Annotated in this window: 10 protein-coding genes, 1 pseudogene and 1 riboswitch; of the genes and pseudogenes, 4 read left to right on the forward strand and 7 right to left on the reverse strand. The window is 64.0% G+C overall.

From position 1 onward, the window contains the following. From AB0N65_RS19340 to AB0N65_RS19370, 7 genes and pseudogenes are all read right to left on the reverse strand, one after another. A pseudogene (locus AB0N65_RS19340) lies at positions 1 to 151 on the reverse strand (lipoyl synthase); the annotation flags it as partial. A 13-nt stretch (positions 152 to 164) separates the two neighbouring features. After that, positions 165 to 1,577 carry an L-serine ammonia-lyase gene (locus tag AB0N65_RS19345; RefSeq protein ID WP_364165454.1) on the reverse strand — a complete coding sequence of 471 codons (1,413 nt, stop codon included), beginning with the start codon at positions 1,575 to 1,577 and terminating at the stop codon, positions 165 to 167. 430 nt (positions 1,578 to 2,007) lie between these two features. After that, positions 2,008 to 3,327 carry a serine hydroxymethyltransferase gene (gene glyA, locus AB0N65_RS19350; protein WP_364165457.1) on the reverse strand — a complete coding sequence of 440 codons (1,320 nt, stop codon included), beginning with the start codon at positions 3,325 to 3,327 and terminating at the stop codon, positions 2,008 to 2,010. Then, positions 3,324 to 3,707, reverse strand: a complete 384-nt coding sequence (gcvH, locus tag AB0N65_RS19355; RefSeq protein ID WP_364165460.1) for a glycine cleavage system protein GcvH — start codon at positions 3,705 to 3,707, stop codon at positions 3,324 to 3,326. Before gcvH ends, glyA begins: the two co-directional genes overlap by 4 nt. A gap of 20 nt (positions 3,708 to 3,727) precedes the next feature. Continuing rightward, entirely contained in the window at positions 3,728 to 4,873 is a 1,146-nt protein-coding gene (gcvT, locus tag AB0N65_RS19360) for a glycine cleavage system aminomethyltransferase GcvT (RefSeq protein ID WP_364165463.1), read from the reverse strand. An 11-nt stretch (positions 4,874 to 4,884) separates the two neighbouring features. Then, entirely contained in the window at positions 4,885 to 7,758 is a 2,874-nt protein-coding gene (gene gcvP, locus AB0N65_RS19365; protein ID WP_364165466.1) for an aminomethyl-transferring glycine dehydrogenase, read from the reverse strand. 158 nt (positions 7,759 to 7,916) lie between these two features. Continuing rightward, positions 7,917 to 8,016: riboswitch (glycine riboswitch) on the reverse strand. A gap of 86 nt (positions 8,017 to 8,102) precedes the next feature. Then, positions 8,103 to 9,668: a PucR family transcriptional regulator gene (locus tag AB0N65_RS19370; protein WP_364165469.1), complete on the reverse strand. Its 1,566-nt coding sequence runs from the start codon at positions 9,666 to 9,668 to the stop codon at positions 8,103 to 8,105. Between the two features lie 164 nt (positions 9,669 to 9,832). On the opposite strand from AB0N65_RS19370, the gene speB reads away from it, so the two are divergent. The 4 genes from speB (at position 9,833) to AB0N65_RS19390 (ending at position 15,163) form a co-directional block, all read left to right on the forward strand. Further along, the gene (gene speB, locus AB0N65_RS19375; protein WP_364165472.1) at positions 9,833 to 10,834 is read left to right on the forward strand and encodes an agmatinase; all 1,002 of its coding nucleotides are present in this window, start codon (positions 9,833 to 9,835) and stop codon (positions 10,832 to 10,834) included. Beyond that, entirely contained in the window at positions 10,831 to 12,279 is a 1,449-nt protein-coding gene (locus AB0N65_RS19380; RefSeq protein ID WP_364165475.1) for a cytosine permease, read from the forward strand. Before speB ends, AB0N65_RS19380 begins: the two co-directional genes overlap by 4 nt. Positions 12,280 to 12,291: 12 nt before the next feature. Continuing rightward, positions 12,292 to 13,809, forward strand: coding sequence for an aldehyde dehydrogenase family protein (locus AB0N65_RS19385; protein WP_364165478.1), 1,518 nt, complete (start codon positions 12,292 to 12,294; stop codon positions 13,807 to 13,809). 64 nt (positions 13,810 to 13,873) lie between these two features. Then, complete coding sequence (locus AB0N65_RS19390) at positions 13,874 to 15,163, forward strand: D-arabinono-1,4-lactone oxidase (protein ID WP_364165481.1); 1,290 nt, start codon at positions 13,874 to 13,876, stop codon at positions 15,161 to 15,163. Positions 15,164 to 15,212 lie beyond the last annotated feature (49 nt).

Consider the following 15,212-nt stretch of genomic DNA (forward strand, 5'->3'; position numbering starts at 1 on the left):
GGCCTTCCTTCTTCACCAGGTTCTTCAACCCGACAAACTCCGGACCCATCTGAACCTTCGCCTTGATCCACTCAGGCTTACGTTCAACCGGGACTTGGGCGTTGCGGGCTTCGACGCGCAGCAGCTTGCGGCCTTCAGGGGCGAGGGTCATGGGGTTCTTTCCTTCAGCATTCGACCACGTTGACGGCCAGGCCGCCCATCGCGGTTTCCTTGTATTTGTGGGACATGTCCTTGCCCGTCTCGCGCATTGTCACGATCACCTCGTCCAAGGAAACCCGGTGCGTGCCGTCACCCCAGAGCGCCATCTTCGCAGCGTTGATCGCCTTCGCCGCAGCGATCGCGTTCCGCTCGATGCAAGGGATCTGCACCAGCCCGCCGATCGGATCGCACGTCAGCCCGAGGTTGTGTTCCATCGCGATCTCCGCCGCGTTCTCCACCTGCGCCGGGGAACCGCCCATCACTTCGGCCAACCCGGCAGCAGCCATCGACGACGCCGAGCCAACCTCGCCCTGGCAGCCCACCTCGGCGCCGGAAATGGAGGCCTGTTCCTTGTACAACACACCCACGGCACCGGCGGCGAGCAGGAAGCGGACCACGACATCGTCCTTGTCCGCCTGGCTGGCCTTGTCCATGCCCGGCGCGTAATTCAAGGCGTAGTACAACACCGCCGGGATGATTCCCGCCGCGCCGTTCGTCGGTGCCGTGACCACCCGGCCGCCCGAGGCGTTCTCCTCGTTGACCGCCAAGGCGATCAGGTTGACCCACTCCTGCCAGTACTTGGGATCGTTCCGGTCTTTGTCCTCCTTCAGGAGGCGCTCCAGCCAGTCGGGAGCACGACGGCGGACCCTCAGTCCGCCGGGCAGCACACCTTCGCGCTTCAACGACGTTTCGACGCACGCCTCCATCACCGACCAGATATGAAGCAGCCCTTCCCGGATCTCCTCTTCCGTCCGGGACGCCCGCTCATTGATCAGCATGATGTCGCTGATGCCCAGGCCTTTGCTCGCGCACCGGCCCAACAACTCAGCCGCGGTCCGGAACGGCAACGGAAGCTCCTGCTTGGACTCGTCCAGTTCCTGCTGTGCCGAGTTCTCCTCGCCCTCACGGACGATGAACCCGCCGCCCACCGAGAAGAACGTCGCTTCCTTGAGGACATTCCCCTCGGCATCGGTGACGGCGAACTTCATTCCGTTGGTGTGCCGGGGCAGCACTGTCAAAGGATGCAGCACCATGTCCTCCACCGCATACTGCAGCTGGACGCCGTCGCCGGAAGCCCCGGCAAGGTTCAGCAAGCCCGTTTCAGCGATCGCGGCAAGGCGCTCTTCCACCTCGTCGGGCAGGATCAACTCGGGTTCAAAGCCCTCCAAGCCCAACAACGTCGCAGTAAAAGTCCCGTGCCCCTTGCCAGTCGCCGCCAAGGAGCCGTACAAATCCACCCGCAACCCCGCCACAGCAGACAGCACCCCCGACTCACGCAACTCCCGGGCAAACACCGCCCCGGCACGCATCGGACCCACGGTATGCGAGCTCGACGGGCCAATACCCACGGAGAACAAATCGAAAACACCAACAGCCATGGCCGGATCCCTTTCAGGGAGAGTGAACAAGAAAAACAAAGTGCGGGGCCGGGTCCAATCCCGAGCCAAGGCGAACCCGGCCCCAATGGAGGTCCAGTGCCAAACCTCCAAACCCGGTTATATGTGCGGTATTCGTTCCCAGCAAACACCCCACCCGGGAGTCCAACAAAACGTCGCCCCGTCAAGGCCAACCCCCGGCAGCTGACCCATTCCCTAACATACGAACCCGCGAGTCCGACCCGGACCATCGAGGCCCCGGACCATCGACCCCTATGGGGCCGGTATCCGGAAGCGTGCGTCTAAGGGAGCGTCACGTCCGCTCAGCGGGCGTTTCCGCGACCGAGCACGCGGAGGATGTCGGCCCCATCGGGCCGACGCGACCGAGCCCGCAGAGGACGTCAGGCCCGCCGGGCCACCGGGCCACCGAGGCTCAGCCCAGGTTCGGAACTTCGGGGTACAGCGGGTGCGCATCAGCCAGCCGCTCGACGCGGTGACGCAGCCCCGAAAGGTCCGTGTCGGCGTCGGCGATCAACGCTTGGGCGATGATGTCCGCAACCTCCCGGAAGGCTGCTGCCCCGAAACCGCGCGTCGCCAACGCCGGCGTGCCGATACGGAGGCCGGATGTGACCATGGGCGGGCGGGGGTCGAACGGGACGGCGTTGCGGTTGACCGTGATGTCGATAGCGGCGAGGCGGTCTTCGGCTTGCTGGCCGTCGAGTTCGCAGTTGCGCAGGTCAACGAGGACCAGGTGAACGTCCGTGCCGCCGGAAACCACGCTGATGCCCTTCGCAACCACGTCGGGCTGCACCAGGCGTTCGGCGAGGATCCTGGCACCGGCCAGGACACGTTCCTGGCGCTCACGGAACTCGTCGGAGGCAGCGATCTTGAAGGCAACTGCCTTGCCCGCGATCACGTGCTCCAGCGGTCCGCCCTGCTGGCCGGGGAACACTGCGGAGTTGATCTTCTTGGCGATGTCGGCGTCGTTGCTCAGGATGATGCCGCCGCGCGGACCGGCGAGGGTCTTGTGCGTGGTGGACGTGGTGACGTGAGCGTGCGGAACCGGCGAGGGGTGCAGCCCCGCCGCGACCAGACCGGCGAAGTGCGCCATGTCCACCATCAAGTATGCGCCCACAGAGTCAGCGATCCGGCGGAACTCCGCGAAGTCCAGCTGCCGCGCATAAGCGGACCAGCCGGCCACGATGAGTGCAGGCTTGTGCTCCTGTGCCAGGGCCTCGACTTCGGCCATGTCCACGGTGTGGGTGTCCTCGCGAACCCCGTACGGAACCACGTTGTAGAGTTTGCCGGAAAAGTTGATCCTCATACCGTGCGTGAGGTGGCCGCCGTGGGCGAGGTTCAGGCCCATGATGGTGTCGCCAGGCTTGATGAGTGCGTGCATCACGGAGGCGTTGGCCTGGGCGCCGGAGTGCGGTTGAACGTTCGCGTACTCGGCGCCAAACAGGGCCTTGATGCGGTCGATGGCCAGCTGTTCGATGACGTCAACGTGCTCGCAGCCACCGTAGTAGCGCTTACCCGGATAGCCCTCGGCGTACTTGTTGGTCAGCACCGAACCCTGCGCCTGCATGACAGCCACGGCGGTGTGGTTTTCGGACGCGATCATCTCCAGGCCGTCGCGCTGGCGGCCTAGTTCGTCGTCGATCTTGGCCGCGATCTCGGGGTCGAGCGCAGCCAGGTCAGCGTCCAACGACGCCGACACAACCTGCTCGAAGTCACTTACGGAAACAGGGTTCACAGCTCTCCTCCGTTGGCTGCTGCATACTCTTCTGCCGTCATGAGCGGCCCTTCTTCCGTGGCGGCAACCTTGAACAGCCAGCCGGCACCATAGGGGTCGTTGTTGATGAGGGCGGGATCGTCGACGACGGCGTCGTTGATCTCGGTTACCTCACCGGTGACGGGTGAGTACAGATCCGACACCGATTTGGTCGACTCCACCTCACCGCAGGTCTCCCCTGCAGTCACGGTCGAACCGACCTCGGGCAGGTCCACGTACACGATGTCGCCCAACGCGTCGGCGGCCACAGCGGAGATCCCAATCCCCACAGTCCCGCCACCATCAACGGCAACCCATTCATGCTCAGCCGAGTACTTCAGCTCGGCAACAACTTTGCTCATATCGATTCCTTCTCTCGTGACTACTTTTGGCGCTTGTAGAACGGCAGCGGCACAACCTCGAATGGCTCGGCTTTCCCCCGGAGGTCCACGTCAATTACCGTGCCAACCGCGGAATGTTCGACGTCGACATACGCCAACGCGACCGGGTAACCGAGCGTGGGGCTCGGCTGCCCTGAGGTCACCTCGCCGATCAGGGAACCGTCTTTGAGGGCCGAGTAGTGCGCTCGTGCGGCGCGACGACCCTTGCCTTTGAGGCCGACGAGCTTCTGCCCGATCGTGTCCCCGACACCGGCCGCCTTGATCGCAGCCAATGCTTCCTTGCCCACAAAGTCGCTTTCCTTGGCCAAGGCCACCACGGGCCCGAGGCCGGCGGCGTAGGCGTTGACGTGCCGGGAGAGTTCGTTGCCGTAGAGGGGCATTCCGGCCTCAAGTCGCAGCGAGTCGCGGGCTGCGAGGCCGGCGGGGATGAGCCCGTGTCCTTCGCCGGCCTCGAGCAGCGCCTCCCACAGTGAAGGGGCGTCCTCGTTCGGAACGTAGACCTCAAAGCCGTCTTCGCCGGTGTAGCCCGTGCGGGCGAGCAGCAGGTCTTGAGTGCCGCCGTCGTAAGTTACCGGCACCTCAACCGCCGCGTAGTACTTCAGCTCCGTGACCAGGGAGTGCTGCTCCGCCGGAACCAGGGTGAGCAGGATGGCCTCGGCGTGCGGGCCCTGGACCGCGATCAGCGACGTCTCGGCAGAGGCGTCCTGCACCGCAACATCGAACGCCGCAGAACGCTCAAGCAAAGCCGCAGCGACAACCTTGGCGTTGCCCGCGTTGGGGACCACGAGGTACTTGTCGCTGCCCTCGGAAGACGGGCGGCGGTAGGAAATGAGGTCATCGATGATGCCGCCGTCGGTGTCGCAGATCAGCGAGTACTTGGCTTTTCCAACCGCGATTGCGGACAACTTGCCCACCAGCGCGTAATCCAGGAAAGCTGCGGCATCCGGACCGCTGACCCAGACCTCGCCCATGTGGGAGAGGTCGAACAGCCCTGCGGACTGACGCACGGCGTGGTGCTCGGCAAGCTCGGATTCGTATTTGAGCGGCATCTGCCAGCCGCCGAAGTCCGTGAAGGACGCGCCGGCCTTTTTGTGCTGATCGTAGAGAGCGGTGTAGTTCTCAGACATGTCGGGATCCTTTAGTTCTCAAAGCCTGCTGTGTTTTCCTCGAACGCTTCGAGCGGCGGGCACGAGCAGACGAGGTTGCGGTCGCCCGCCGCGCCGTCGATGCGCCCCACGGGCGGGAAGTACTTGTCCTGCTTCAGGCTCGGCACCGGGAAGACGGCCTGCTCGCGCGGGTACTCACGGTCCCAGGCGGAACTTACGACGGCGGCTGCCGTGTGGGGTGCGTTGCGGAGCGGGGAGTTTTCCACGGAGAAATCACCGGCAGCAACCTGTTCGATCTCGGCCCGGATGGTGATCATGGCTTCGATAAACCGGTCGATTTCCGCAAGGTCCTCGGACTCCGTCGGCTCCACCATCAATGTTCCGGCCACCGGGAAGGCGAGCGTCGGGGCGTGGAAACCGAAGTCGATGAGGCGCTTGGCCACATCTTCAGCCGTCACACCCGTGCGGGCGGTCAAGTCGCGGAGGTCCAGGATGCATTCGTGCGCCACGAGTCCGCCTTCGCCCGTGTAGAGGATGGGGAAGTGCTCATCCAAACGTGAAGCAACGTAGTTGGCAGCCAGCAAGGCGGACTTCGTGGCTTCGGTGAGGCCTTCGCCACCCATGAGCTTGACGTAAGCCCAGGAAATCGGCAGGACGCCGGCAGAACCGAAGCGGGATGCCGAGATGGCAACGCCATGGCCTTCCTCGTGCGCTTCCTTGGTGGCATCACCCGGCATAAACGGCGCCAGGTGTGCCTTCGCTGCAACAGGGCCCACGCCGGGTCCGCCGCCGCCGTGCGGGATGCAGAACGTCTTGTGCAGGTTCAAGTGGGACACGTCGCCGCCGAACTTGCCCGGCTGAGCCAGACCAACCAGGGCGTTCAGGTTCGCACCGTCGACGTACACCTGGCCGCCGGCCTCGTGGATGGCATCGCAGACCTCGCGGACGTCGGCGTCATATACACCGTGCGTGGACGGGTAAGTGATCATGATGCAGGAGAGCACGTCGCGGTTGGCTTCGATTTTCGCGGTCAGATCGGCGTGGTCGATGGTGCCGTCGGCAGCCGTGGCCACAACAACAACCTTCATTCCCGCGAGCACGGCCGAAGCCGCGTTCGTCCCGTGCGCCGATGCCGGGATCAGGCACACGTTGCGCTGGGAATCGCCGCGGGACAGGTGGTAGCCCCGGATCGCGAGCAGGCCTGCAAGCTCACCCTGGGAACCGGCGTTCGGCTGGATGGAAACCTGGTCATAGCCCGTGATCTCGGTCAGGTCGGCTTCCAGGCCATCAATCAGCTCGCGCCAACCAGCTGTCTGGGAATCCGGCGCGAACGGGTGGATGGAAGCGAACTCCGGCCAGGAAATGGCCTCCATTTCCGCCGTGGCGTTCAGCTTCATGGTGCACGAACCCAACGGGATCATGGTGCGGTCCAGTGCCAGGTCCCGGTCGGACAGCCTGCGGATGTAGCGCAACAGCTGCGTCTCGGAGCGGTGTGTGTTGAACACCGGGTGCTGCAGGAAATCAGAGGTCCGGACAACCGAGGAAGGGAGCTCAAACCCGGCCGCGTCCCCTACCGGACCCGCGCCGAAGGCGACGGCCACCGCGGAGAGGACTTCCGGCGTCGTGGTTTCATCGACGGAAACACCCACGGTGTCCTCGTCGATCCTGCGCAGGTTGATGCCGCGGGCTTCGGCCGCGCCGATCACCTTGTCGGCCTTGCCCGGGACGCGGACGGTGAGGGTGTCGAAGAAGGAATCAGAGACGAGTTCGCGGCCGGCCTTCTGGAGTGTGGCGGCCAAAACACGCGCGTGTCCGTGGACCGTTTCTGCGATTGCCTTCAGGCCGTCGGGGCCGTGGTAGACCGCGTACATCGAGGCTACGATCGCGAGCAATGCCTGGGCCGTGCAGATGTTGGACGTGGCCTTCTCGCGGCGGATGTGCTGCTCGCGGGTCTGCAGGGCGAGGCGGTAGGCGGGCACGCCGGCGTTGTCTTTCGACACACCCACGATGCGCCCCGGAAGCGTCCGCTCCATGCCCGTCCGGACCGCCATGTAAGCCGCGTGCGGGCCGCCGAAGAACAGCGGGACCCCGAAGCGCTGCGCGGTTCCGACGGCGATGTCGGCGCCTTGCTCGCCGGGAGGGGTGATGAGTGTGAGCGCCAGCAAATCGGCAGCAACCGTCACCAGGGCACCGCGCTCCTTCGCCGCGGCGATCACGGCGGAGTGGTCGAAGACCCGGCCCGAAACACCGGGCTGCTGCAGGACGATCCCGTTGATGTCGCCGTCGGGCAGCCCGGAGGACAAGTCCGCAACCTCAACCTCGAAGCCCAGCGCTTCCGCGCGGCCCTTCACGATCGCGATGGTCTGCGGGAGGAGGTCGGCGTCGAGGACAGTCTTGCCATCCTTCGCGGCCTTGTCCTTGTTCGCCCGGCGCATCAGCAGCACGGCCTCAGCCACGGCGGTGGCTTCATCCAGCAGGGAGGCGTTGGCGATCGGCAGTCCTGTGAGGTCCTGGACCATGGTTTGGAAGTTGAGCAGTGCCTCGAGGCGACCCTGCGAAATCTCGGGCTGGTACGGGGTGTATGCCGTGTACCAAGCGGGAGATTCGAGGATGTTGCGGCGGATCACCGGCGGCGTGACGGTGTCGTAGTAGCCCTGGCCGATCATCTGGACGGCTGTCTTGTTCTTGGCGGCCAGCTTGCGAAGCTCAGCGAGGACCTCGGTTTCGCTGAGCGCCTTCTGAAGCGTGAGCGGCGAGGATTGGCGGATGGAATCGGGGACGGCAACGTCCACAAGGCCGTCGACAGAGTCGTAGCCGATGGCCTTGAGCATGGTGTCAACGTCGGCCTGGCGGCGGGCGCCGATATGCCGGTCCGCGAAGGCGGTGGGGGTTGAGTGAACAGTCAAGAGGAACTCCATGATTCAGGCGCCGTGTGAGCGCCACGATGAATGTGGGTTCCTCCCCGCTCTGTATTGGACCTGAGAGATTCCGTGGACTGACTTTTTGGCCATGACCACTTGCACCGTCGGTGAGCCCGGTTGCCCGGACTGCTTTCCAGAGTTGCCTCGCCGCGGCGGTACATGGGCCTGAGAGATTCCTGGGGAGGATTTGCTCCTACGGCGCCTGACTGGATGTACCCGGCAGGACTCTCCCGCCGCAGATCAAAAGCGTTTGCGCCACCTGGGTGACACGGTTCACACCATAGCTGGTCCCCAGGAAGAAACGCAAGCAGCGCATCGAGCCTCAGCCGTCAGCTCCGCAGGGCTTCGTGGATCTGCAAGGCGAACCAGAGCTGCGCCACTGTGGACGTTTCGCCCATGTCCAACCCAGTCAGTTCGCCGATTTTCCGCATTCTGTAGATGATGGTCTGCCGGTGCGCGAACAGTGCTGCCGCCGTCTTTTGCCAGGAACGTTGTGAGTCCAGGTACGTCCGCAAAGTGATGAGAAGATCGCCTTCTTCGCTCTGCTCGTAGTCGAAGATCGGGCCCAGCAAGCGGCGAACCAAGGCCGCGCCTTCTTCGAAGCTGGTCAGTCCAAGCCAGGTGGGACCCTCAGCGTAACGGGCAAGGCCAAGCTCGTTGGCCCGCGCTGATCCGAGGGACCAGAGTGACTCCTGCAGGGCGCGCTGGATAGCGGCGACACCTGCACGGGAACTGACGCCGATGCTCACGTTGGCCCCTGCGCAGTGGGCCAACGCATCGTCCGCAACATCGGCGGCGAGGACAACGTGCAGACGGTTGTTCCGCCTGAGCGATGCCGCTGCAAGGCCGTGCCGCCAAAGGTCGATGTGCACGCTGGCCAGCCCGCCGCCGTCGGGCTTTGAATCGCCGTCGGGCTTTGAATCGACGCCGGGCGTTGAATCGCCGCCGCCCGCAGAGCCGATGCCCTCCGCTGAGATCGAGGCGACCACAAAGTCCTGGGGCGGAACATCGAAAGCGACCATCCTGCTTTCCATTTCCGCGGTCCCCAAACGGCCATCAAACGCCTGCAGCAGGAACTCTCCCGCCAGCCGGTGCCGGCCTTCCAGCGACAGCACGATGCGCGAAAGTTGCAGTCCCAGCACGGTTGCGGCGTGCAGGAGTACGACGGCGTCCGGGTGCGGTTCGCTGTTGGGCAGCACCACCAGAAGCGCGTTCGAGTGGGTGGGAATGTCCATGGTCAGGACGTGTCGGCCGCGGATGCGGTGCCATTGGAAATTCTTCCCCGTCACGGAGGCATGGCCGGGAAGCGGAGACCATTCCTCGGCGAGGAACACCGGAAGGGGTTGCCCGTCGGGATGCCAGGGGTGAAGGCAGCGGCGGTCCACGATGAACAGTTCCGCGTCGAGTTCCGTGGCCAGCCGCTGGACGAGGCTTTGCCAATGGTCTTCCGAAGCGCCGGCGGTCCTCAACAAGTCATAGACCCGTGCCGTTTGCCGCAACCGCCGCGACTCCTCCAGCAGCGAAGACTCGGCAACCGAGCGGGCGATCGCGATGAAGGGAAGGGGATACGGGATGGTGATCAGCGGAAGGGGCAAGCTGTCGCATGCGGCCAGGAACTCGGACTGCAACGTAGGCGCATGCATTTTCTCGCCGATGGCCAAAGCGCTGGCTCCGGAGTCCACCAACGCCTCCGCGAGCGCCACCTGCCCCGCAGCGTCAGCCGGGATGGACATCCCGTTGGTCATCATGAGCTCTCCGCCGGTCACCCACTCCCACAGCCTGGGGAGGTCCGATGTGTGGGCCCAGGTGATGCGGTTGTCGCCGCCTCGGAATCCTGCCAGAAGGGTAAGTCCGAGCTGCGGTTCGGCCACGAGTTCGGAGACTGTGATCGCCATGAGGAGCTTCTCTTCCTTGCGTTTTCGGGGACTTAGACGTTTGTCTAAGTGCCTCGGCCATTTGTAGTCAATGTACCGCTATCCTGCGTGATGCGTGTCACCAAGAATTGGATTACGTACTTCCCGCTCAACGGCGAGCACCCCAGCAATCGAAGGAACCAGCCATGACAACGCACCAGCCCGTAGGCCCTGTCGACGCAACGAAAGTTCCCCGTTACGCCGGCCTCGGCACCTTCGCCCGGCTCCCCCAAATCGACCGCGTACCGGACTACGACATCGCAATTGTCGGCGTACCGTTCGACGGCGGAACCTCCTTCCGGCCAGGCGCCCGTTTTGGTCCTGCCGCAGTCCGGGAAGCGTCGCGGCTCCTCCGCCCCGGCTACCACCCGGAGCTCGACGTCGAGCCAGTGTACGAAGCCCAAGTGGTGGACGCCGGAGACATCGCCTGCACTCCCTACGACATCACCCGCGCGGTCCGCGAGATCGAGGAGCAGGCGCTGCCTCTGATCAGCGAGGAGAAGAAACTCATCTCCATCGGCGGCGACCACACGATCGCCCTGCCCATGCTGCGGGCGCTGAACAAAGTTCATGGACCGGTGGCTTTGCTGCACTTCGACGCCCACCTGGACACGTGGGATACGTACTTCGACCAGCCCGTCACGCACGGCACCATCTTCCGGAGGGCCTTCGAGGAGGGCCTGCTTGTGGAGGACAAATCGATGCACGTGGGAATCCGCGGTCCGGTGTATGACCGCAACGATTTCCTCCGCGACCACGAATTCGGGTTCCAGATCATCCGCTGTTCCGACCTCGACGTCATCGGTGTTCCGGCGGCGATTGAGCGCGTCAAGGATCGTCTCGGGGACACACCGGTGTACGTCTCAATCGACATCGACGTCCTGGATCCGTCCTATGCCCCCGGCACGGGAACACCGGAGATGGGCGGGCTTCACTCCCGCGAACTCCTGGCCTTGCTCCGCGGACTGGATGGCATCAACATCGTGGGTGCCGACGTCGTGGAAGTCGCCCCGGCCTACGACCACGCCGACATCACCACGGTCGCTGCCGCCACCCTTGTCTTCGACCTCCTCGCTTTGATGGTCAACCGCAGCAAGGCAGCGGGCCGTCCCGACCGCGAGCTTCAAACAGTTTCAAGGAGCGCATGATGACCGCGCCAGTAGCCCCCGCCGAGGTGCCCCGCCTCGAGGACAAAACCATCCAGCCCATTCCCCTCAATGAACGGCACGGCAAGGCCCGGGATCTCTTCACCATTTGGTTCGGCTCAAACATCATGATCATGACCATCGTGACCGGCGGGCTGGCCACCACGGTCTTCGGATTGAACTTCGTGCCCGCGGTGCTTGGCATCATTATCGGCAACGTTGTGGGCGGCATCTTCATGGCCCTCCACTCCGCCCAAGGACCCCAGCTCGGCGTGGCCCAAATGATCCAGACCCGCGGCCAGTTCGGGTCGTTCGGTGCTTTGCTGATCGTTGTCATCGTTGTGGTCATGTACGTCGGTTTCTTCGCCGCGAACCTGGTCTTCGGCGGCGAAGCCATGGCAGCAGTCAGTCCGGGCATGAGCGTGGACACGGGCATCGTCATCATCGGCATCGTCAGCGTCATCGCCACGATCTTCGGTTACCGCCTCATCCACGCGTATGCACGCATCCTGAGCGTCGCTGCGGGGCTGGCCTTGCTGCTGGCGTTCGCCTGGATCCTGTTTGTCCACGGCCTTCCTGCCGACTTCCTGGACCAAGGCAGCTTCAACTGGGTGGGCTTCATGGGAACCATCTCGGTTTCAGCGCTGTGGCAGCTGGCCTACGCCCCCTACGTTTCCGACTATTCCCGCTACATGCCACAAGGCACCGGCTCCGCGCCCGCGTTCTGGGCGTCCTACTCCGGGTGCGTGCTGGGAACCTTGTTCCCCATGCTCCTCGGTGCACTCGTAGGTACCTTGGCCGTCGCACTGAGCGCCAACGGTGACGTTGAGATCGTAGGCAGCCTGGGTGCCCTGCTTCAGCCGTGGACCCTGCTGATCGTTGGTATTTTCTGCCTGGGGGTCGCGGCGTCCAATGCCATGAACCTGTACTGCGGCGTCCTGTGCACCCTCACCATCGGGCAAACGTTCAAGCCGACGTGGCTGCCGCACGCCCGGACCCGCAGCATCGCCGCAGTCATCCTTTTCGTCGTTGCCGTCAGCATCGCCCTGTTTGCCCGCGACAATTTCATCCTCTTCTACACCAACTTCCTGTCCTTCCTGATGTACGTCCTGGTTCCGTGGACGGCCATAAACCTGGTGGACTACTACCTGCTGCGGCACGGCGACTACCGCGTGGATGATTTCTTCAAGCGCGACGGCGGCGTGTACGGGCGGTTCAATTGGGTCGCCATCGGCTCCTACGTAGCAGGCGCCTTGATCCAGGTTCCGTTCTCCGCCACCGCCGTATACACCGGCCCGCTGGCTGCAGCGATGGGCGGCGTCGACATCTCCTGGCTCGTTGGCCTGGTGGTGGTAGCCCCGCTCTACTACACCGCTGCTCGGCTCTTCCCAAAGAAGACAGAAGCGGCCCCCTTTCCTTACAACCCCCTTACCCCCGACCTCATCTGAAAGCGACACGCCATGACCACCACCCAGTCCGAAACATTCACTGTCCGACGCGCCGCTGCGGGCTCCGCAGGCGAATCGGCCCCTTCCCAGCTGCCGCTGCCTCCAGGCGGGCACTTCATCGCCGGCTCGTTCGTCCCCGGCGCCTCGTTTCAAACCATCGATGTGATGAACCCTGCCACCGAGGAAGTCATCGCATCAGTCCTTGCCGGAACCGCCGCGGACGTCGACACCGCCGTGGCCGCCGCCGTCGAGGCCCAGAAAACCTGGGGTTCAACCACACCGAAGCAACGCGCGGACGTGCTGAACCTGATCGCGAACATCATCGAGGCCAACCGGGAGACGTTCGAGGTGATCGAGTCCGCCAACACCGGCAAGCCCCGCACCGTGGCGGAAGACGACGTCACCAGCACCATCGATACCTTCCGTTTCATGGCGGGCGCGTCCCGGACCCTGACCTCAATGGCAGGCGGCGACTACGCAACCGGCCACACCTCCGTAATCCTCCGCGAACCCGTAGGGGTGGTTGGCGTCATCACTCCGTGGAACTATCCGCTGCTCATGGCGGCATGGAAAATCGCTCCGATCCTGGCTGCCGGCAACAGCATCGTCATGAAGCCCTCGGAACAGACTCCCCTGTCCACCTTGAAGCTGGCCGAAGTGCTCGCCGGGCGAATTCCGGACGGGATCCTCAACGTCGTGACCGGCCAGGGTCGGACTGTGGGCCAGCGGCTTTCGGAACATCCATCGGTTGCGTTGGTGGCCCTAACCGGGAGCGTCGCCAGCGGGCAGTCAGTCGCGGAGACGGCAGCGCGGTCAGTCAAGCGCGTGCACCTTGAACTCGGCGGCAAGGCCCCCGTTGTGGTCTTCCCCGACGCCGACCTGGCCGCCGCCGCAGCCGGCGTTCGAAATGCCGGCTACTGGAATGCAGGCCAGGACTGCGGTGCGGCCTGCAGGGTGTTGGTCCACGAATCGGTTGCTGAGGAGTTCACGCAGCATCTGGTCCGCGAAGTCGGTACGCTCGTCGTCGGTTCCCCCGACGCCGGTGACGACGTGGAGATCGGTCCCATGATCTCCCGGCCGCACTTTGAACGGGTCAAAGAATCCCTCGCTGAGGCCCGCGAGGCAGGCTTGACCGTGGCCATCGGCGGTTCGGCAGTGGAAGGAACGGGCTTCTTCATCGAACCCACGGTCATCACCAACGTTCCCGCCGGAGCACCCATCGCCACACACGAGATCTTCGGCCCCGTGGTCACGGTGGAGACCTTCTCCTCCACTGATGAGGCTGTCACCCGAGCCAACGAGAGCCCTTATGGCCTGTCCGCCTCAGTCTGGACCAAGGATTCCAGCCTCTCGCTGCGCGTACCCAAGCAACTCGACTTCGGAACGGTCTGGGTCAATGCACACCTGGTGTTGGCATGCGAAGTACCGTGGGGCGGATTCAAAGGATCCGGTTACGGTCGCGACCTCTCGCTCTACGCCTTGGATGATTACTCCCGCACCAAGCATGTGATGATCAACCACGGCGCGTGACCGCCTGAGCCTGATCCCCGGCGCAAGCCGTGGCAGGAGACCTACAAGCAACGGAGCTTAGGAAATGACTACTTTGAAGCACCTTCCGGGTGTCCCCGGTGCCTCCACACCGTCCGCGCCCTTCAAGACAGAGGCGACGTGGACCAACTGGGGCGGCAACCAGAGCGCGACACCTGCCTTTACCATCAGGCCCCGAAACGAGCAGGAAGCCCTCGACGCCGTGAGGTTCGCCATCCGCGAAGGCCTTCCTGTGCGGGCGGCCGGCTCAGGGCACTCGTCCTCACCCTTGGTGCAGACGGGCGGTGTCTTGATGGATATGTCAGGGCTTGCCGGGATCACGGGCACCGATCGGGCCGCACGAAGCGCCAGGGCATTGGCCGGAACCACCATCAATGCCTTCGGCGACACCTTGTGGGAGCAGGGATTGGCCCTCAGCAACCAGGGCGACATCGATAAGCAGCAGATCGCCGGCGCACTCGCCACCAGCACCCACGGTTCCGGCAAGGATCTGGGAAGCTTTTCGTCAAATCTGCGCTGGGTGAAGTTGATCAACGGCTATGGGGAGATCGTTGAAGTCGGCGAGAGCCAACTCCGGGAGCTCCGAGCAGCCCAGGTTGCCCTCGGCACGCTCGGTCTTTTCCTCGAGGTGGAGCTGGCTGTTACGGACAGGTACTACCTGCAGGAACAGATCACCTACCCCGCGTGGGAAGAGACAGTCTCAAGCTGGCAGTCCGACATCGATTCGAACCGGCATTACTCATTCCTGTGGTGCCCGGAGGATGGCTCATGCGAGCTGTTGGACCTGCCCGGTGCACCTGGCATGAGCATGGCCGGGCGAAGCTACACCAAGCGCTACAACATCGCCGAAATCCCGGACGAAAACTCCATTTCAGCCGTTGAAGGTGCCCGCTTGGACCGCGCATACCGGATCTACCCCGGTGGTTTCACCACACAGTTCCATGAGCTCGAGTACTTTGTGCGCAGCGAGGATGGACTGGTGGCTGTTGAGGCCATCCAGGACCTGATCCGCAGCAAGCATCCGGAGCAGAAGTACCCGGTGGAGGTGCGGTGGGTAAAGGCTGACGAGGCCTACATGTCCCAGTTCCAAGGACGGGACTCCACGGTCATCACCCTCACCACACAGCCCGGAACGGACTACTGGCAATTCTTCCGGGACGTCGATGCTGTGCTCCAGGAGTTCGAGCCACGTGCGCACTGGGGGAAGATCCACTTCATGACCCGAAGCCGACTTGAGCGTCTCTATCCTGAGCTGGATACCTTCCTCCAGGTACGCCGGGAATTCGACCCCCGCGGCATCTTCCTCAACGATCATACGAGGGCTCTGCTGGGCTGACCCCACCCAGCGCTCTCTCACCAAACACCCCTTCCAACCCAACCTTCTC

It is taken from the genome of Paenarthrobacter sp. NPDC089322 (genome assembly GCF_040684895.1).
Classification (GTDB): Bacteria; Actinomycetota; Actinomycetes; order Actinomycetales; family Micrococcaceae; genus Arthrobacter.